The organism is Streptomyces sp. NPDC059909, assembly GCF_042730885.1.
Classification (GTDB): Bacteria; Actinomycetota; Actinomycetes; order Streptomycetales; family Streptomycetaceae; genus Streptomyces.
The window spans coordinates 1-19,270 of sequence record NZ_JBHWKX010000070.1 but is presented as its reverse complement, the minus strand read 5'-3'; the positions used below and the strand labels follow the sequence as shown (position 1 = coordinate 19,270).

The window sequence follows — 19,270 nt, the reverse complement described above, 5'->3', positions numbered from 1 at the left end:
GGCATTCGGCGATGCTGCTCCGTCACTCCAGCGTGGTGTGGCCGTGGCCGTGAAGTGGCACGCGTCCGACCCGGCGCTGCCGGCCGTGGGTCCGCTCAGTGGCCCGGCATCCGGGGGCAGCTCGATGGACATCTCGTCGCCCTGCCCAACCGGACCGGACGCCAGGTTCGAGCCCCGTTGGGCGCTGGTACGGGCCCGAACCAACGCCCTGGACCGGGTCCGCAGCCACGCCGGCGAACTCTCGCGCCTGTTCGCCGCCGCGCAGAGGCCACCACCAGCGAAGTGGAGATCATCCGCGGCAACGTCCCCTCTCGGCCGTTGGTTCGTCCGCCTCCAGCACGAGGCCAGCGAAGAGGTCGTCACGCTCGACCGCCCTCCGTACGCGCTGAGCACCTCACGCTCGATCCAGTCCACCGCCCTGCGCCGAGGTGTCCGCTATCGCACGGTCTACGCGCCGGAATCACTGCAGTGGCCGGGAGTCCTGAACGACATACGCGAACTCGCCGAGCTCGGCGAAGACGCAAGAGTGCTGGACGGCCTTCGCGTCAAACTCGCCATCGCCGACCGCCGCTTGGCGATCATGCCGCTCTCGCTCGATCTGGGTGACGACGTCCGGGCCGCAGTCGTCCGGCCGAGTGCCCTGCTGGACGCCCTGATCGACCTGACCGAGGCTCTGTGGGGTCAGGCCCTTCCCATCGGCGCCCCCGCCGCGGACCTGCTCTCCCCTGAGGACCGCGCGGCCCTCACCCTCATGTGCAGCGGTATGAAGGACGAGGCCATCGCACGCCAACTCGGCTGGTCGATCCGTACCATGCGACGCCGCGTCCAGGTCCTTTATGGGCAACTCGGAGCAAGCAACCGCTTCCAGGCCGGTGTCCTGGCTGCCCGCCGCGGCTGGATCACCGAATGACCTCGATCCCCGACGCAGTTGAGGAAGATCCGGTGCGGCCGGCCGTCCCGTCCGCCGTCCGCCGTCCGCCGGGCAGGCAACCCGGAGCGCCTCGGCGGCGTCCTTCCGGACGTGATCGACAACATCGGTCCAGCCGCATACGGCAACCCCGACAACTCGGAGGAAATCAGGCCCGGGCCGCTCTGGCGCCATGCCGTGTGGGTGGTGGCTGTCACCGCTGTCGGTGTCGGACTCGGCTGGACGACTGGCCTGTTCCGCGTCGGCCCCGAGGAGTACGGTCTGCCCAGCGCCGCCCCCGGCCCTCTCCTGCCCTATCTGGCCGCCTGGACCGTGATCGGTCTTGCCGCGGCCGGCGTGCTGCGGGGCGCCGCCGCCAGAGTGCCGGTCCACGCACCGGGGACGATCGCCTTCGGCGTCACCTGGCTCGGGACCCGGCTGTCGCTTGGCTGGCGCCCCGAGTGGCCGATGCTGGCCCTGATGGCGGCCGTCGCGCTGGCGGCGGCCGCCGGGTGGAGCCTCATGGCGCTGCGCCCCGGCTCCGGCGCCAAGAGCGCCCGACCGTAGGCGGTTGCGAGGCACCGCGTACGGACGACGACACGCCATCGGGCCGATCCTCGCCACTCCCGACTGAGACCCCGGCGACCGAAGCACCGGCTGCGCGCCGAGCACGTCTTCGACGCGCTCAACGCCCCTTCGGTGCCGGCACCGTCGGACCGGCGGCAAGCTACCCCTGTTGGCCACCGACGCGGCTGGCTTGGGCCAGGACGGCTGCGTCTACACCGCCTAGGGCTTCGAGTGCGACTGGTCCGGCGTCATCATCGGTCCGGACCTCTGTGGCGCGGCGGCAAGTGGGTCACGGACCGCAATGCCTCCAGGGTCCCGGTGTTCAAGCGGTCCACTCCGGACGCAGACGTGGACCGCCTGATCAGCAACACCTAGAAGGTGCTGCTGACCGGGGGCATGGTCGGCACGGTCGCGTACTCGACGGACGGGAGACGCGGGAGCGACTGCGCGAATTGGCGGGGTCGGAGCGCGAGATAGCCGTGGAGTGAGGGGCGCGTCGTCAGAACCCGGCCGGCCTCTGCGGGTAGCTCGGCGGGCTCTCCGCTACCCCGAGTTGTACCCCCACCGAGCCCGGCCGTCCTTGCCCATGAAGCACTTGGCGGGCCGCCCGTCGACGGTCGTCGCGGTGGCGCCCACGGGGGAGCAGTACTGCCCGAACTGAACACCGGCCTGGCTGCCGGTGCTGCCCCCCGAACCACCGGAGGAGCCGCCGCTGGTGGAGCCTCCGCTACTGGATGAGCCCCCACCGGTACTGCCTCCTGTGGTGCCGCCGCCCGAGGTGGTGCCGTACGAGGGCTGGGGACGCGGCTTGGGCTTGGGCTTGGGCTTCGGCTTCGGCTTGGGAGTGGGGCTGGGTTCGGTGCACGGGGCGCTGGGACCGATCAGCCACAGGTCGACCTGCGTGGCGGTCGAGACCTTGTTGTCCGGTTCCGGGTTCTGCCGACACACCCGCCAGTCGGCCAGTTCCGGCTGGTCGTCCAGATGCTTGCCGGTATGCGCGTGGAAGGGGACCACGTGGTCGAGACCGAGATCGTCGAGGGTGCGAGAGGCGTCGTCGAACCGCTCGTCGACGAGATCCGGCATCACGACCCCGCGGGGGCCGTGCAGCCGCGTCGGGCACTCCTCCTGCTCCGGGACCGCGTAGAGCGTCAGCATGGTGCCGGACGGGCGGACCGTCTCGTCGCGGGAGGGGTTCTGGAAGCAGACCCGCCAGCCGGGCTCGGTGGTCTTCACCGGCCGGTGGGCGGAGGAGGCGTCAGCTGCCGACACCGTCTGCCACGGATGGAGGCGAGCCTTCGCCGCAGCCGCGGTGAGAGGGGCCCCGTTGAAGTCGGGGACGACCAGGGTGCGGTCTGCACGATCCAGTGCCACGGACTCCTTCCCACTGGAGCCCGGATTCAGACCGGCGATGAACACCACTGCCGCAATTGTGGCCATGAGGACGGGATGTCGGCGTACCCATGTGGAGAACCGCGTCCCGCGGCTGGGGCGCGAGGGGGACTCGGGAGGCAGGAGTTCCCCCACTGCTTCGAGGAGTTCTCCCTTCGGGTCGATCTTTGAGCCGTGCAGCTTGTGCGGTTTCCCGTCGATGAGGACGTCGACGGAGTCGAACATGCCGTACGCGCGGCGAAGGATCCGCAGGGGCTTGGGCACGCGGGTCGCCTTGGGCGCCAGGAGATTCCGGAACAGGATGAGGCCGTTCCCGGTGAGCACGGCATAGCCCCAGCCGTTGTGGTAGAAGGACCGGACTACTTCGCCGGGCTCGAGCTCTTCCAGCAGCACCTTCTTTTGGTCGTTGGAGAAGGAGATGCTCTCCCTGGCGGCGGCCGCGGCGGTGCGCGGGTCCTCGGCCAGAGGATCAGGCACAAGCTCCCCGGCCTGCAGGATGAGTTCGCCGGATTTGTCGAGCTGTGAGCCCCAGAGGCCTATGCGTCGCCCTTCCACCGACACGTCCACGCGCCGCCGACCGCCGTGAGCAGGGCGCAGGATCGCCAAGGGCTTCGGAACCCGCGTCGCCCGCGTCGTGGAACCCCCGCTCAGGAGGATGAGGGCATCCTCGGTGAGCGCGGCGTACCCCAGCCCCTGGTGGTAGAGGGCCAGCACCGTCTCCCCGGAGCGGAGGGCACGGAGCAGAGCCTCCGCCCCATGGGCCGGGAACGGGACGGACTCCTGGGCCGCCACCCTCGCGGTGCGCGAGTCGTTCCGCAGAAGGCGCTGCGCGGCAGTATCGGACATGCGGGGATGCTAACTGCTGCTGATCTGCGGCCGGACACAAGTACAAGATCCCTCCGCGGACCCGTGCCTGCCCCGATTCCGCTGCGCGCCGCCCGCAGTCTCGTTCTGCGATGTAGCAGGTGAGCTCGTACGGGACGCCCCGTACGAGCTCACTCGCTGGGCATTGCAAGTAACCGAACATGACCATGGGCTTGTTGTACGAGCGCGACAAGGGGGTCGTCGCCCATGGCGAGCAGCAGCAGTGCACCCGAACAGTCCGACAGCCTCAAGGCGTTCGGCGCTGTCCTCAAGGTCTTCCGTGAACGGGCCTCGCTCACCCAGGAGGAACTCGCGCCGCTGGTGTGCTACTCGCAGCACTGCGTCGCCTCGATCGAGCAGGGGCGCCGCATGCCGCCCGGTGATTTCGTCGAGCGAGCCGAAGGGGCCCTGGACTCGTTCGGGGTGCTCCGGGCTGTTGCCCGGCACGTGTCGCGGCAGCCGGGCCTCGCTGGCTGGTTCCGGCTGTGGGCGAAGCTCGAGAGTGCGGCGATCGTCTGTGCACGTACGAGTGCCGGGTGATGCCCGGTCTGCTGCGGACGGAGGCGCACGCGCGGGCCGTGATTACACGACCTCGTACCCCTGAGCGTCCCGGAGCCCCGCCGACTGATTGGCCACGTCGTCGTCACGCCCCGCCACAGAAGCAAAGTTGGTGGCCCAGGACGGCCGGTTGCGGGCGCTGCGTGCGGTCGGCGTACCGCTGCTGCTCGGCCTCGCCCAGACCTGGGCCGCGGCAGAGCATGCGTCCGCGGGAAAGCAGGTGGGCTTGGCGATCCCGTTCGCCATGGTGCACCTGCTGGCCATGGCCTTCTGGATGGGCGGGCTGGTCGCCCTCTGTATCGCCCTGTGGCGCTCCTCGCCGGACCGACCGGTACCGGCGATGGCCGTATCCTGCTTCTCCCGGCTCGCATTCCTTGCCATCACCGCTCTCGTCGGGACGGGCATCTACCAGTCCTGGCGCCAGCTCGGTTCCTGGGAAGCCCTCTCCTCGGCGTCGTACGGCAGATGGCTGGCACTGAAGATCGCCATAGTTCTTGCGCTTCTGGCCGTGGCCGCCCTGTCCCGACGGTGGGCCATCCCGCGCTGTCCCCGACGACGGACGCCCCGCCCGATGCGACGCGACAACCCGGCCACGGCCGTCGCCTGCTGCTCTCTGTCGCAGCCGAGGCCGCCCTCGGCGTGCTGCTCCTGGCGGTCAGCACCGCTCTCACGGGAACCCAGCCCGCACGAGCCGCCACCGAACAGGCGGCGCGGACAGCTGCCACAACCGTGCCCGCTGTCGTCACCGTGACGGTCCCGTTCGACATGGGCACCGGCAAGGGCCGCCCTCGAGGCCGGGCAGGGCCTCCTGGTCAACGGCGCGGGTGAGGCGGTCGGCGGCTACGCCGTCCAGCCGGCCCGACAGGCCGGCGCCACGGTCACCGCCACCGCCAGTCCCCGCAGCATCGACCGTGTGCGCTCCTACGGCGCCGATCGGATCGTCGACCACACCGCCACCCCGCTGCCGCAGTCGGTGGCAGGAGAGCGGTTCGACGCGGTGGTGAACCTCGTGCCCACCAGCCCCGAGGAGACCGCGGCCCTGGTGGACCTGGTCGCCGACGGCGGTTCGTCAGCACCACCACCCCCGGTCCCGAGGGCGCAGGCCGCGGCGTGCGCACGGTGCGGGTATTCAATCCGCAGCGACGCCGCTCGCCTCGCCGACCTGGTCACCAGGGTGGACGCCGGTGATCTGAAGATCGACGTCGCTCATCGGCGCCCGCTGGCCGACCTGGCCGCCGTCCACGACGCTGCCGCCGCCGGACGGCTGCCCGGCAAGACCGTCCTCGTCCCCTGACCTGCACGTCATCCATTCCGGCAAGCGCCGGTCCGTGTACCGAACCCGACCTCCCGCTGCGTCAGTGGTTGCGCTGACGCTACTCAGGAGTACGTCATGACCGCGGCGCCGGGCGTGCGCGTGGGCAGCTCCCGGGACGAATGCCGAACGGTGTTCTTGGTGGGCGGCCAGCCGTCCAGAGCGCGACGCAAGTGTGTACGCGGAGACGAGGCGCCCGCTCGCGTCCGCCCAGCGGGCGGTCACCTCATGGGACACGGTCTGGCCACAGGTGGTTGGTGGTTCGGCGATGCCGATGAAGTTCCGGGCGACGGTCCGTATGTGTACCGACCACCCGAGGGCTGTGAGGTCGTCCGTGAAGGCCTGGGTGTCCTGGAAGACTTTCACGATGCGGTACTGGCTGCCGTCGTCGAGCCGGCGCAGCGCCGCAGGGGCGGGCCGCGGGCCGGTCCGTGAGAAGTTCCTGTTCAGCGGCCGCGGTGGGATCATCGTCGATGAAGATCGCTTTGCCGCCCGGCGCGAGGGCGGCAGCGACCGTGTTCCAGGAGCCGGGCAGCCGCGCCGACGGGACATGGGAGAGCCAGAAGGCGAAGAACACGGTGTCGTAGCGCCGCGGCGGACGCCCTGGAACAGGTCGGCTTCAAGGAACTGGACGGCAGGGGAGGAGGTAGGAGCGCACGAGCGAGCGCCAGCACTTCAGCTGCCGCGTCGACAACCGTCACCGAACGCGCCCGTGCGGCGAGCCTTGGGGTCCGCTGGCCCGTGACCCGGCCGGTCAGCGGGTCGCAGGCGGTAAGGAAGGGCCGACGTTGGGCATCCATCCGCGCCGCAGGGGTGATCAACCCTTCCACAGGGGTAACTGCGCAGCGCGCAACCAGGAGTAGTGGTTGGTCAGCCGGTCCCGCGAGATGGAGCAGCAGAGCAATGCGGTACCTGGGCCGGTGTCGGCTGGGAGAACCGTAGAATAGGTACTACTCGAAATCTAAACCGAAGGAGGGGCATCCCATGGGACGTGTGTCGCAGGTTCAGGCGCAGGAGAACCGGCAGCGTGTGGTGGCCACTGCCGCCCGAATGTTTCGGGAGCAGGGTACCGGCGTGAGCGTCGTCGACGTGATGAAGGCGGCCGGTTTGACCCATGGAGGGTTCTACAAGCAGTTCGCCTCCAAGGATGCTCTGGTCGGCGAGGCCACCGCTCGAGCCTTCGCCGAGTTGGAGGGGCGTCGCACACAGGCGGTGGCCGCGCACGGCGGTCAGTACGACGCCGGACGTCAGGCTCTGATCGACTGGTACCTGTCGACCGGTCATCGTGACGACGCGGCCGACGGCTGCGCTGCCGCGGGGCTCGCCGTCGACATGGCACGTGAGGCGGGGGACTCGGCGGCACATCGGGTGTATGTCGACAGTGTGGGCGAATTCGCCGAGTGGCTCGCCGGTGAGGGCGAGGACGGCCTGGTCTGCCTGGCCACCATGGTCGGAGCCCTTCTCCTCGCCCGGGCCACGCACGGCTCTCCGCTGTCCGACGAGATTCTCCGCGCTGCGCACGAGGCCGTGTCGGAGAGCGACTGATCCTTTACCGGCTGCCCCCGGCCTCCGTCGACACGCGGCCGGCCCCAGCGAAAGGCATCGCGGCCGGCCTCCCGTCGCTACGCCCGCGACCCTCTTCGCTCCCTCGCACTCAACGGACCTTGGTCGATCCCAAACCGGGTATCAATCGACTATGCCGAAGCCTGGGGATCTGGGTGAAGCTTGGCGAGGTTCACTGGCGCTGACCGCTGCTGGCCATCCTCGTCGGCGGTCAGTTCATCCAAGGTGAGAGATTCCGTAACCTCATGGAGGCCTATCTCACTCTCGGCCGCAAGTACTGCCTTTTCAGCCAGCGTTCGCGGGTGGAGGTCGCGGAGTTGGAGGTCGGAGAATTCAGGACCGAGTTCTCTGCGGATGTCGGCTTGGGCGCTGTTGGCGATAGATCTCCCCTTGCGTATGAGGGCGGACAACTCCGATATCGCCTTGGGTAGTTTTTCCGGGCCGAGAACGACGATGGCGATCACGAAGATGGTGAGCATCTCGAGCGGGCCCATGTCGAAGAACATGCGTGGCCTCCTGTGCGACTCACGTGCGGTACCGGTTCAGCGGCCGTGGTACGAGTCATGTAGGGCGGGAAGCGACGAGGGCTCGTCGGGGCTGAGGTCTGCCGTGCCCTTGCGGGCGCGACGGCGGTCGTTGAGCCAGGAGACGGCACAGGCGACCAGATACAAAGCGGTGATGGGGCCGGCAAGTGCGAGCATGCTCAGTGGGTCGCTGCTGGGCGTGGCGATGGCAGCGAACGCGGTGATGCCGAGGACCATGTGCCGCCACCAGCCTGCCATGCGGGCGGAGCTGAGGATGCCTGCCAGGTTGAGCATGACGAGGAGCAGGGGGAGTTCGAAGGACAGACCGAAGACCAGGACCATACGGGTGGCCAGGTCGAGGAAGTCGTCGACGGGCAGGATGTTGGTGGCCTGCTCTGGGGTGAAGGAGATCAGCACCCGTGCTGTGGTGGGCAGGACCGCGTAGGCGAATGCGGCCCCGGCCAGGAAGAGGGGGATGCCGGTGGCGAGGAAGGCGAGGGTGTACCTCTTCTCACCGCGGTGCAGGCCCGGGGCGAGAAACCTCCACAGCTGGTAGAGCCAGACGGGACTGGCGCCGATGAGCCCGGCGGTCAGCGACACCTTCAAGGCAAGGGTGACGGGCGAGAGGAGACCGTTGGTGGCGATGACTCCGCACCGTCCGTCTGTTGTTGCGGGGCTTCCCTCCAGCGTGTCACAGCCCGGCAGGGGCGCGATGACGAAATCGATCAGCTGCTTGTAGGACAGCCCAGCGACAACGGTCGTCACCATGACCGCGCCGATCGCCTTCACCAGGCGGCTTCGTAGTTCGCGTAGGTGGCCCGCCAGGGGCATGTGCCCCTCGGGGGCCCGGGATATGGCTGAGAGCACGAGCAGACCTCGGTTCTTCTCCCGCAGACGCCGTCCGGCGTCAGCGCGTGCCGAAGGCTTCTTGGGAATGTCCATGGCCCTGCGGCCGGGACGCGGCATTGAATGGGGCCCGGATAGCGGTCCCATTCACAGAATCGCCGCTTTCATGGGCCTCGTCGTTGCGATCCCGCATCGCCTTGGTCTCGCTCTTGAGAATGCGCATGGATTGCCCGAGTGAGCGCGCCATGCCGGGAAGGCGTTTGGCGCCGAAGAGCATGATGAGAACGACGAGGATGAGCAGAATTTCGGGTGCGCCAATTTTACCGAACACGTTGATTTCCTTTCGCCAGGAGCAATGATCGCTCCGTCGCGGTTAGGGTGAGGTGCTGCTACCCGGGGGGGCACGTTCGTGAGTGTGCCTGGCGATGCGGACGCATGAAGTCAGGCTCTTGAAGCGGTCGAAACCTGGTTGCCGGATGCGTAAGAGAAATGGCCTTGAGCTAGGACGTCTCAGGCTTCTTTGCTCATCACTGGAACAAGTCTCGGTTTGGAAGACTCGCGTGTGGGAAAATACGCGGACTGTGCGGCGGGGCCACGCGGTTTGTGTGTGGCCCCGCCGGGCTAGTCGCTTACCCGGTGACTCCCGATACTTGCCTGAGGTGATCCCGCGAGGCAAGGAATCGGACAACCGAATGATTACTGGCCGCCGCCGAGTCTTCGGTGAGTTACGGTGCAGCTTTCAGAGCACATGCGTAGTATGTGGGCGCTGTCATCTAGCGTCGGGCCTGAGCGGCAGCGTGGTAGGGAGCGAGGAATGCGCCCAGTGCTTCCAGCAGTGCTTGGGGGGCCTGTTCTGCGACCCAGTGGCCGGCGTCAGGGATGACGACGGTCTGCAGATCGGCGGCAGCCTTCTGCATCCCGTCACCAACGTATTTGCCCCAGCCTTCCGCTCCCCCGATGGCCAGGACGGGCATGGGCAGCGGAGTCTGGGCTCGAGCCTTGTTCTGCGCGAGCATTGCATCCCAAGCACGGTAGAACCCGAAGCTGCCGCGCAGGCTGTCGGGGTCGGAGAAGAGGGTGAAGTAGTACTTGAGCGCGTAGTCGGGCAGCTTCTTCTGGCCGGCCTGGATGGCAAACTCATAACCGAAGAAGATGTCTTCTCGTCCCTTGACGAGTTGTTCGGTGAGCGGGTCGTTGACCCGGTTGAAGGGGATGTGCCAGACCTTGTTATTGAGCGGCTCCTCGACGAACAGCTCCGGCGAAGGCACTGCTCCCAAGGGGCCGGGGATCTCGGCAAGGCCCACGCGTTCGACCCGGGTGGGGTGATCCGCGGCCAGGGCGTAGCCGATCAGCATCCCCGTGTCGTGGCCGACGACGGCGAATCGCTCGTGGCCGAGCGCGTCCATGAGCGCGATCAGGTCGTTGGCCAGGGTGCGGGTGTCGTATCCGCTCTGCGGCTTGTCAGTGAGGCCGACGCCGCGCTGGTCGACGGCGATGACCGTGTACTTCTTGGCGAGTTGCGGCATCAGCAGGCGCCAGGCATACCAGTTCTGCGGCCATCCGTGGATCAGGAGCAGCGGCGGCCCGTCGCCGCCGATGACCGCGTGCTGGAGCAGGCCACCGGCCTGGATGAACCGACTGGTGAACGTCTTCGTGAACCCTGCCGGCAGCTCCGGAGAGGTGGCGACCGACCCGATCCTCCCCAACTTGGGGTTGCCGGCGGCGGCGGCGGGCAGGGCCGCTCCGCCGAGCAGCGAGACGCTGGCGGCCGCAGCAGCCGCGCCGCCGACGAAGAGGCGACGCGAGAAGCCGGTGCGCGAATCGCTTGACTGCGGCTCGGACCAGCCTCCTTCCGGAGTGGTGGGCTCATTCGGAGACGTGCTCATGATGATTTCCTTTCGCGAAACTGAAAGCGTGCCGAGAGGTTTACATATCGTTCGTCACCCGTCAAGACGGTGACGAATTTTGGAATTGGGGGTCCCCTTCGTCAAGCAAGTTTCGACAGCTACCGTGCACGCGGAGACGATTTGAGGCCGCCCCGGGGCGGCAGCAAATCGGCGACAGCAAGGCGCTGGGATATGCCGACGGCGGAATGGAGAACAGTGCTATTAGGTGTAGGGAAGCGCTAGGACAGGCTTAGGGGCAGCCCAACTCCTTCAACGAAGCCCACCGTGTCCCATCCCTGGGTGAACGGGCCAACAGGAGACCGGTTGACTGCGCTGAACGTAGACGGGCTGATGCTGGGCAACCAGGAATGATCTTGGAGTTCCGCGTGGCCCCATGGGAGGGACCAAGGGCGTCACTTGCCGAGGAACTTGTTGACGTCGGCGGCGAACTCCTTGTGATGCTGGAAGAGGAACCCGTGAGCAGCATCGGGATAAATCTTGATCTGCACGTCGGGCAGCAGGCCGGCAAGCAGGTAGGAGTACCGCGGCGGGATCATCGGGTCGCTGTCGCCGTTGGCGACGAACACCGGCTGCGCGATTCCCTGAAGCCGCTCGAGCAGGGCGTGGTTCGGGATGCCCCACTCAATCACTGCGTCGTACTGGGCCTGGCGGGTCTGCCAGGTCGTAGGGTCATCGTGCCCCTCGGTCCGCTCTCCGTAGATGCGCCCCAGGAGGGCCTGGCCCGCAGCGAGCCCTTCGGGAGTGGCGGGGACGAAGGCGTGCAGATAACCCTCGGGTGACGGTTCCCGTCCACCGACCCCTTCAATGACATCCCGACGCCATCCGTGAATTCCAGCTGCACCCCGCGGTGCGGCGGAGGCCAGGACGATTCGGTTGACCAGGTCGGGGCGGTGCAGTGCAATCTCCTGGGCGACGAAACTTCCGAGGGAGAAGCCGAGCAGGTCGACCTTGTCCAGGCCCAGCGCGTCGATGAACTCGATGGCATCGCCGGCCATGGCGGCCACCGTGTTCGGAGTGCGCCCACTGGTGGCGCCCACGCCAGTGTTGTCGAACGTGATCACTCGGCGCCCATGCGCCAGCGCGTCGATGAGCGCCGGATCCCAGTTGTCCAGATTTCCACGGAAGTGCTGCAGCAGCACCAAGGGCGGCGCTCCAGCGCCTGAACCCAGGCTCCGATAGGCGTAATCGACGCCGTTGTCCGCCCTCACAGTCTGCGTCTCGACGGTCGAGTAGGTACTCATCCAAACCTCCACGGTGATGGGTCAAATCTCCATGTCCGGGCCGAACCCTCACATAGATTATATGTGACATCTAAAACGGGCAAGGGCCACCACGGACGCGGCCTCGGCGGGGGAGCCCGTGGTGGCGGACCGTGGGGCGTGAGGCAGGTTCTCACGTCCCACGGTCCGTGGCGGGTTTACCGCCTCGAGGCTCAACGGGGCCAGGTGTTGTGCTTTGGGGTGTTGGTCCGTTGTGCCTTGGGTGTTGGTGTTGTGTCAGCGGCCGGGGGCTCGCTGCTTGACCTCCTGGAGCACCCAGCCGTTGCCGTCGGGGTCGCTGAAGGTGGCGTAGGAGGCGTAGGAGGCGCGCTCGGGGTGCGGGCCGGCGAGTCGCTCCTGTCCTCCCTCGGGCTGGTGGGTGACCTGGCCGTTGGCGTGGCCGTGGTAGAGGAGCCCGTTGGCGTCGTGGAAGATCTCGCTCACGGCGATGCCGCGGCTGAGAAGTTCCGCGCGGGCTTCCTCGATGTCGGAGACGATGAGGTAGAGGCCCTGTGACGAGCCCGGTGCGGCGGGGGTGAGCCCGTTGCCGAAGATGATCGAAGCCTCGGAGCCGGGCGGTGTGAGGTGTACCAGGCGCCAGCCGTCGTGCGGGGCGACGTCGACGTCGAGGCGGAATCCCGCCTTCTCGTAGAAGGCCTTGGCCTTGTCCGCGTCGGAGACGGGAACCACGACGAGTTCCAGCTTCAGTTCCATTTTCTTCTGCTTTCGTGAGGGTGGGTCCGGGACAACAATTCATCACCGGCTTAGATGGTGACGAGCATGCCAGGCGTGTCGTCACCCGTCAAGGGGGTGACGAGGGAGAGGTGTTCGAGCTTGCCGCGACACCGATGCAAGATGCATCCCACGAGTTGGGGGGCGGCTCGGTTGGTGCGTACTTTGCTGGCGCGTGTCAGGAGTGCTGGCGGGCATGGCGGTTGCTCCGGTCCCGGCCGGGCATTGCTGGGCTTTCGGAGGCCTGAGCGGCGCGCGCCCTACGGGCTGGCGCCGAGGTGTGGGGCCGCAGGCGCTGGGGGTGCGGTCTCGATCCTGCCGGTCTGGGCGGCTGGGCCGGAAATGGCGCGGCTTTTGGGCTCCAGCGACCGGGCGGGCGTGGCGTTTGTCGCAGGTTCGGGTAGGCGGTCAGGGGTTGTCTGGGGATGCCGTTCGCTTCGGGGCGTGGATCCGTTCCCGTGTCCTCGCGCGTACGGTAAGCGTCGGCGTCCGGGCCTGGCCTCCCTGGGGCGCCGATCCCCTGCTGCTGCGTGGCTCGATCTTCTCTTCCCGGTGTGCCGCCTGATGCGCTGCCGATGCGCACTTGCACACCTTGGATGTCAATAGTAATCTAAATGGAACGACGAGACGGCCTCACCTGCTGAAGATCACGTCATGGCCGGACCGGCGATGGGATGGCACGACGACAGCACCACGAAGTCGACTACCAGGGCGAGGCGCCGTCGGGCGCTGGCAGCTACGGCGAGAAGCGGTCGACGCGTTCTCCCGCGCACAGGCTGACCCCTTGCAGGGCGGGAGTCTCTGGACCGGCGGGACTGGACCTGGTCCTGTGCTCCCCGTTCCTGGCCGTTCGTAGGAGCCATCGCCATTGAGGTCAGGTCCCCGTACACCAGCAATGCCAACGAAGCAAAAGAGGAGAGAACCAATGACCACGATTCTGATCACGACAGCGAACGGTGAGACCGGCCGGCCGATGGTCGACTACCTGCTCAAGGAAGGCTTCAGCGTTCGTGCCATGGTTCGCAAGGACGACGAGCGGGCACAGCGACTGCGCGACAAGGGCGCCGAGGTCGTATTCGGCGACCTGCTCAACTTCCGCGACGTGCGTGCGGCCATGGAAGGCGTCCAGCGCGCCTACTTCAACTACCCGATCGGCGACGGACTGGTCGAGGCCGCGGTCATGTTCGCTCAGGCCGCGAAGGAACAGGACCTCGAGCTCATCGTGAACATGTCGCACATCCAGTCCCGTCCCCAGGCGCACAGCAAGACCACGCAGAACCACTGGCTCTCCGAGCACGTCTTCGACTGGTCCGGAGTCCCCACCACTCACCTCAGGGTCACGTTCTTCATGCAGTGGCTGCTCTACATCTCCGGGCTGATCCGCTACGGCCGCTACGTCCTGCCGTTCGACAGGGAAAGCCGCTTCGCCCCGATTGCCGGCCGCGACATCGCCCTGACCGCTGCCAACATCTTCGCCTCGCCGGACGAGCACGGTGGGCAGACCTACCCCCTCACGGGTTCTGTGGAGTACAGCCACGAGGAGCTGGCGGCCGAGGTCAGCCGGGTGCTGGGCAAGGAGCTTCCGTTCGAGCGGGTCACGGTGTGGGCGTTCCTGGAGATGCTCGGCCTCCAGCACGACACCGCCAAGCTCAAGCACTTCGAGGCTTTGATCCTCGACCAGCAGGAGGGCCGCCTGGCGGGTATCAGCGACGCGGCGCCGCGCATCATCGGGAAGCCGCTCGCGACGGTCGAGGAGTTCATCAACGAGTACCGCTCGCTGTTCGAGCTCGACTACACCAAGAAGGCAAGCGAATAGCCGACACTGAAACCTCGTCACGGCCCGTCGGCCGCACTCTCCGAGGCCGCATCGGCGAGCGCGCGGCGGCAGAGGCGTTCCTGGCTAGCCGGGTTGAGACCTGCCCCGACGAGCATCACGCGGGCGGAGCTCTTGTCCCTCGGGGAGACGGCTCCGCACGCGGTGCACGTATACGTCCTTTTCGTGATGAGCAGCTTCAGTTCGTCGCGCCGTTGGGCCGTCGCGGATTCCGGGCGGGATCGCCAGTCGTAGCAGCCGGATCTGGACACGCCGAGTCGGCCGCACATGAACTCGACGCTGTATGTGTACTCCTCGGTGTCGAGCCGCATCTCATCGATGAACTCGTACTTGCTTGCTACCGGGGATCCTTCGCGAAGTACGCTGCGGCCCTTTTCAGGAAGCTGGTGGCCGCTCGGCGGGAAGCAGGGTGAGAGGGAAGACGGCGAGGCCGATCCAGTGCCAGATCAGGTATCCACAGGCTCTCTTGTCGAGTTGCGGCGGTGTGGCCGGCTGTGGCGGCCGGCGGGGGCCATCAATAGCCGAGGATTGATCGACTGGTACCTGTCGAGGGACGCGATGCCGCCGCCGATGACTGCCCCTTCCCCGGCGGTTGATCGGTGCGTCGCCCCACTTCGGTGGCGGCACTTGCCTCGTTTAGATTGTGTATGTAATCTAAAACGGACCGGTCTCTGGCCGGACCTCTCCGGGATGGAGAAGGAGATACCGAGCCTGCACAGGCCGGTGCACCCATCTGGCTATTGCCTTGAGCATCCATAGGGGCACGCCCATGAAGGTCACCGCAGCGGTTGCAACCGGCAGGGGGAATCCACTCGCGATCAAGGAACTGGATCTTGAGGAGCCCGGACCGGGTGAAGTCCGGGTGAGGATGGTGGCCAGCGGCATTTGCCACACTGACGCCGTCGTCCGGGACGAGTGGTACCCGACACCAATGCCCGCGGTGCTCGGCCACGAGGGGGCTGGAGTCGTCGAGAAGGTGGGCGCGGGCGTCACGGCGGTAGAGCCCGGCGACCATGTGTTGCTCACCTTCTCCACCTGCGGAACCTGCGACTCGTGCGTGAGCGGGCGCCCCGCCTACTGCGCGCACTTCCTCGCACTCAACTTCTCCGGCCGACGGTCAGACGGAACCGCGGCATTCTCCGACAACGGCGAACCGGTCGGCTCCCACTTCTTCGGCCAGTCGTCCTTCGCCTCGGTCAGCAACGTTGCCGAGCGCAGCGTCATCAAGGTCCCACCGACCGTGCCGCTCAAGCTGCTCGGGCCTTTGGGGTGCAGCGTCCAAACCGGCGCGGGAGCCGTCCTCAACGTCCTCGACCCCGAAGCCGGCAGCACCTTTGTCGTCTTCGGAACCGGCGCGGTGGGAATGTCCGCCCTCCTGGCGGCCCGAGTGGCGAACTGCTCGACCATCATCGCCGTGGACATCGTCCAGAGCCGACTGCAGCGCGCGAGGGAACTCGGCGCCACGCACATCATCAACGGCCAGATGGAGAACGCGACGGACCACATCAAGGAAATAACGGGCGGCGGCGTGGACTACGCCGTCGACACAACCGGAAACCAGAAGGTTTTCCGGACCATGGTCGACTCGCTCGGCTCCCGTGGCCACGCCGCCCTCGTGGGGCTTGCCGCTCCGGGCACCGAGGCGACCATCGACATCGGCACCACCATCCTGACGGGCGCCAAAATCAGCATGGTCATCGAGGGGGACACCGTCCCCCATACGTTCATCCCGCGCCTCATCTCGCTCTACCAGGACGGTCGGTTCCCCTTCGACAAGTTGGTCAAGTCCTACCCCTTCACGGACATCAACACCGCGTTCCAGGACAGCGAGCAGGGCACAACCCTGAAGCCCGTCGTCGTCTTCTGAGCACGACAAAACCCAAGACAATCGAAAGGAAGACCCACACATGACCAACGCAGCACAGGCCGACTCGACGAGCGACATCCTGTTCTATGACTCCCTGTTCATCGACGGCGAGTGGCGCAAGCCCGCCTCATCGGATTCGCATTCCGTGACGTCCGCGAGCACGGGGCAGGTCATCGGACACGTCCCGGTCAGCACGTACACGGATGCCGATGCGGCAGTTGCCGCCGCACGCCGGGCGTTCGCCGACCCCACCGGCTGGGCCACGTGGCACCCGACGGAGCGCGCCCGCGCCCTGCAGCGCCTGGCCGACCAACTGGACGCCCGCAAGGAAGAAATGGCCCGACGGGTCAGCAGCCAGAACGGCATGCCATATTCGACCTCCATCAACTTCGAAGCCGCAGTACCGGCCGGAGTGCTGCGGTACTACGCGACGCTGGCGGAGCAGATGCCCACCGAGGAACGCCGCCCCGGCGTCCTGGGCGGAACGTCCTTGGTCCACCGAACTCCGCTGGGCGTGATCGCCGCAATCGTGCCCTGGAACTACCCGCAGACCCTGACCTTCTTCAAGCTTGCTCCGGCGCTGGCCGCGGGCAACACCGTCGTGGTCAAGCCGTCGACGGAGACTCTGCTGGACTTCGCCCTGCTGTCGGAGGCGGTTGCCGCGGCAGGTATCCCAGCCGGAGTCATCAACATCCTCACAAGCGGCCGCGGTCTGGGGGCATACCTTGTCGGGCACCCTGGCGTCGACAAGATCTCTTTCACCGGTTCCACGGCTGTCGGCCGCGAGATCGCCGGGCGGGCGGGGCAGCTGTTGCGTCCCGTGACTCTGGAGCTGGGAGGAAAGTCGGCCGCACTCATCCTCGACGACGCGGACCTCGAGTCGAATGCCGAGGCACTCTTTATCGCCTCCCTGCTCAACAACGGACAGACGTGCTTCGCCAGCACACGCATCCTGGCACCGCGGAGTCGCTACGCCGAGGTCGTGGAGTTCTACAAGACGCTGGCCGAGGGATCCGTCGTGGGCGACGCGCTTGACCCCGCCACGCACATCGGCCCGATGGTCAGCTCTTCACATCGTGACAAGGTGGTGTCCTACATCGAGCGCGGCATTGCCGATGGCGCGACCCTGGTGACTGGCGGTCCGCGATCGGACCGCGAGCACGGCTGGTTCGTCCAGCCGACGATCTTCGCAGACGTCGACAATGCCTCGGTCATCGCTCAGGAGGAGATCTTCGGCCCGGTCCTGTCGATCATCGCTTACGAGGGTGATGACGAGGCCATCCGGATCGCGAACGACTCCGAGTTCGGGCTTGGCGGGACCGTGTGGACGACCGATTCCGAGCGAGCGGAGCGTGTTGCCAAGCAGGTGCAGACCGGCACCATCGGCATCAACCACTACCTGCCCGACTTCGCTGCGCCGTACGGCGGGGTGAAGGCCAGCGGCATGGGACGTGAGCTGGGGCCCGAAGGCCTTGCGCACTATCAGAATCTGCACTCCATCTACCTGTAAGGACCTGTCGCAACAACACCCTGTCTCCGGATGCGTCGCTTAGGGCGTTGTTGTCCGCTTGACGCGTTTGGGTTTGATGGCATTGACGATGGTGATGACCCAGGCGCGTGGGTGGTCTGCAACGTGGTGGGCTGCGCGTTTGAGGGGCCAGCTGGCGACGCCGTTTGGTCCCGTCAGGCCACCAGCACGTCACAGACCCCGGAAGTTGCTCACACCGGCGGAGCGACCGAGCAGAAGGCACGGGGGAGCGGCGAGCGGCATTTCGAATCGATGCCGATCCTGCCCCTGTGTTTCGCCGAGCCGGCTCGGGCCGGTTTCTTAGCCTGCTCCTTCCTTCCGGGAGGAGTTACCCCGCAAAGTGCGCAGTTCGCGCACGCAGAAGGAGCTATACCAATGACCGTTGTACGAGCCGCCGCAGTACAGATCAGCCCCGTGCTCTATAGCCGGGCCGGGACCGTCGATAAGGTTGTCAAGAAGATCCGCGACCTGGGGAAGCAGGGTGTGCAGTTCGCCGTCTTTCCCGAGACCGTCGTCCCCTACTTCCCCTACTTCTCCTTCGTGCAGCCGGCCTACATGATGTCCAAGGAGCACCTGCGCCTGCTCGAACAGGCAGTGACCGTTCCGTCCGCCGAGACCAACGCGATCGCCGAAGCTGCCCGAGAAGCCAAGATGGTCGTCTCGATCGGCGTCAACGAGCGTGACGGCGGCACTATATACAACACGCAGCTGCTGTTCGACGCGGACGGGACGCTGATTCAGCGCCGCCGGAAGATCACGCCGACGTATCACGAGCGGATGGTCTGGGGCCAGGGCGACGGTTCGGGCCTGCGCGCGGTGGACAGCGCTGTCGGCCGCATCGGTCAGCTCGTGTGCTGGGAGCACTACCTGCCGCTCGCGCGCTATGCCCTGATGGCCGACGGCGAGCAGATCCATGCCGCGATGTACCCGGGTTCCTTCGGTGGCGATCAGTTCGCCGAGCAGATCGAGGTCAACATTCGCCAGCATGCGCTGGAGTCGGCTTGCTTCGTGGTCAATGCCACCGCGTGGCTCGATGCCGAGCAGCAGGCGCAGATCGCCGAGGACACCGGCAGCCCCGCCGGCGTGATTTCCGGTGGCTTCTTTACCGCCATCGTCGATCCCGAAGGCCGAATCATCGGCGAGCCGCTCACGTCCGGCGAGGGCGAAGTCATCGCCGATTGGATTTCGCGCAGATCGACATGCGTAAGAGCCTGATGGATGTGCGCGGACACTATAGTCGGCCGGAGCTGCTCAGCCTGCAGATCGACCGCACCCCGGCACCTCACGTCCACGAGCGCGCTGGCCATGGACCTGCCCAGACCACCCGTCCGACCGACGAGCGCCGCTCATTCGAGACCGAGTCGGCTGCTCCCTGAACCTGCAGCTTTCGCGGCAAGCCGTGATTGTTCGGGCCGCGAGTCCAGCGGGCGGATGCGAGTTCAGCCCTGGGCGCCGCAGCGGCACCGGCTGTGTCCCGGGTCGACGGCCGGGCCAATGATCTCCAGGCCTGCGTTCCGCGTAATTCGGGGGGTCTGGAGTCCATCCCGGGCTGAAGGTGCAGGTCAGCGGGTTGAGGGCTGGTGACGCGGGCGGATTTGCCTAGAGACGCGATT

The 19,270-nt window shown here is 66.9% G+C and carries 18 protein-coding genes and 1 pseudogene; 11 read left to right on the top strand and 8 right to left on the bottom strand.

Translation table 11 applies throughout. The features are described 5' to 3' along the window. Positions 1-43: 43 nt before the first annotated feature. From ACFV9O_RS32420 to ACFV9O_RS32410, 3 genes and pseudogenes are all read left to right on the top strand, one after another. On the top strand, positions 44-910 hold the full coding sequence (locus ACFV9O_RS32420) for a response regulator transcription factor (protein WP_385424190.1): 867 nt from the start codon (positions 44-46) through the stop codon (positions 908-910). Positions 911-1,021: 111 nt separating this feature from the next. After that, entirely contained in the window at positions 1,022-1,474 is a 453-nt protein-coding gene (locus ACFV9O_RS32415) for a hypothetical protein (protein ID WP_385424187.1), read from the top strand. A gap of 166 nt (positions 1,475-1,640) precedes the next feature. Continuing rightward, a pseudogene (locus ACFV9O_RS32410) lies at positions 1,641-1,962 on the top strand (DNA/RNA helicase domain-containing protein); the annotation flags it as partial. A 55-nt stretch (positions 1,963-2,017) separates the two neighbouring features. On the opposite strand, the gene ACFV9O_RS32405 reads toward ACFV9O_RS32410, so the two are convergent. Next, positions 2,018-3,709, bottom strand: coding sequence for a PASTA domain-containing protein (locus ACFV9O_RS32405; protein WP_385424184.1), 1,692 nt, complete (start codon positions 3,707-3,709; stop codon positions 2,018-2,020). A 225-nt stretch (positions 3,710-3,934) separates the two neighbouring features. Between ACFV9O_RS32405 and ACFV9O_RS32400 the strand changes: the two genes are divergently transcribed. From ACFV9O_RS32400 to ACFV9O_RS32385, 4 genes are all read left to right on the top strand, one after another. Next, positions 3,935-4,267, top strand: a complete 333-nt coding sequence (locus ACFV9O_RS32400; RefSeq protein WP_385424181.1) for a multiprotein-bridging factor 1 family protein — start codon at positions 3,935-3,937, stop codon at positions 4,265-4,267. 130 nt (positions 4,268-4,397) lie between these two features. Further along, the gene (locus ACFV9O_RS32395) at positions 4,398-5,036 is read left to right on the top strand and encodes a copper resistance D family protein (protein ID WP_385424237.1); all 639 of its coding nucleotides are present in this window, start codon (positions 4,398-4,400) and stop codon (positions 5,034-5,036) included. A 162-nt stretch (positions 5,037-5,198) separates the two neighbouring features. Beyond that, entirely contained in the window at positions 5,199-5,579 is a 381-nt protein-coding gene (locus tag ACFV9O_RS32390; RefSeq protein ID WP_385424178.1) for a zinc-binding dehydrogenase, read from the top strand. 1,002 nt (positions 5,580-6,581) lie between these two features. Continuing rightward, a complete protein-coding gene (locus tag ACFV9O_RS32385; RefSeq protein ID WP_385424176.1) occupies positions 6,582-7,142 on the top strand; it encodes a TetR/AcrR family transcriptional regulator in 561 nt (186 codons plus the stop codon). Positions 7,143-7,291: 149 nt separating this feature from the next. On the opposite strand, the gene tatB is transcribed toward ACFV9O_RS32385, so the two are convergent. The 6 genes from tatB to ACFV9O_RS32355 all read right to left on the bottom strand — a co-directional run bounded on the left by tatB (position 7,292) and on the right by ACFV9O_RS32355 (position 12,410). Further along, positions 7,292-7,666: a Sec-independent protein translocase protein TatB gene (gene tatB / locus ACFV9O_RS32380; RefSeq protein ID WP_385424173.1), complete on the bottom strand. Its 375-nt coding sequence runs from the start codon at positions 7,664-7,666 to the stop codon at positions 7,292-7,294. Positions 7,667-7,702: 36 nt separating this feature from the next. Then, positions 7,703-8,515, bottom strand: coding sequence for a twin-arginine translocase subunit TatC (gene tatC, locus ACFV9O_RS32375; protein ID WP_385424234.1), 813 nt, complete (start codon positions 8,513-8,515; stop codon positions 7,703-7,705). 76 nt (positions 8,516-8,591) lie between these two features. Next, positions 8,592-8,861, bottom strand: coding sequence for a Sec-independent protein translocase subunit TatA (gene tatA, locus ACFV9O_RS32370; protein ID WP_385424170.1), 270 nt, complete (start codon positions 8,859-8,861; stop codon positions 8,592-8,594). A gap of 442 nt (positions 8,862-9,303) precedes the next feature. Beyond that, positions 9,304-10,416 carry an alpha/beta fold hydrolase gene (locus tag ACFV9O_RS32365; RefSeq protein ID WP_385424167.1) on the bottom strand — a complete coding sequence of 371 codons (1,113 nt, stop codon included), beginning with the start codon at positions 10,414-10,416 and terminating at the stop codon, positions 9,304-9,306. Between the two features lie 413 nt (positions 10,417-10,829). Next, a complete protein-coding gene (locus tag ACFV9O_RS32360) occupies positions 10,830-11,678 on the bottom strand; it encodes an alpha/beta fold hydrolase (protein WP_385424164.1) in 849 nt (282 codons plus the stop codon). Between the two features lie 255 nt (positions 11,679-11,933). Continuing rightward, entirely contained in the window at positions 11,934-12,410 is a 477-nt protein-coding gene (locus ACFV9O_RS32355) for a VOC family protein (RefSeq protein WP_385424161.1), read from the bottom strand. Positions 12,411-13,353: 943 nt separating this feature from the next. Here ACFV9O_RS32355 and ACFV9O_RS32350 point away from each other — a divergent pair. Beyond that, complete coding sequence (locus ACFV9O_RS32350) at positions 13,354-14,244, top strand: NmrA family NAD(P)-binding protein (protein WP_385424158.1); 891 nt, start codon at positions 13,354-13,356, stop codon at positions 14,242-14,244. 17 nt (positions 14,245-14,261) lie between these two features. Here ACFV9O_RS32350 and ACFV9O_RS32345 read toward each other — a convergent pair whose 3' ends face one another. Beyond that, positions 14,262-14,573, bottom strand: a complete 312-nt coding sequence (locus ACFV9O_RS32345) for a hypothetical protein (protein ID WP_385424243.1) — start codon at positions 14,571-14,573, stop codon at positions 14,262-14,264. Between the two features lie 458 nt (positions 14,574-15,031). On the opposite strand from ACFV9O_RS32345, the gene ACFV9O_RS32340 reads away from it, so the two are divergent. The 3 genes from ACFV9O_RS32340 (at position 15,032) to ACFV9O_RS32330 (ending at position 18,872) form a co-directional block, all read left to right on the top strand. Further along, entirely contained in the window at positions 15,032-16,129 is a 1,098-nt protein-coding gene (locus ACFV9O_RS32340) for an NAD(P)-dependent alcohol dehydrogenase (protein ID WP_385424155.1), read from the top strand. Between the two features lie 40 nt (positions 16,130-16,169). Beyond that, complete coding sequence (locus ACFV9O_RS32335; RefSeq protein ID WP_385424152.1) at positions 16,170-17,639, top strand: aldehyde dehydrogenase; 1,470 nt, start codon at positions 16,170-16,172, stop codon at positions 17,637-17,639. 393 nt (positions 17,640-18,032) lie between these two features. Then, entirely contained in the window at positions 18,033-18,872 is an 840-nt protein-coding gene (locus tag ACFV9O_RS32330; protein ID WP_385424150.1) for a nitrilase-related carbon-nitrogen hydrolase, read from the top strand. The last annotated feature ends 398 nt before the right edge of the window (positions 18,873-19,270 follow it).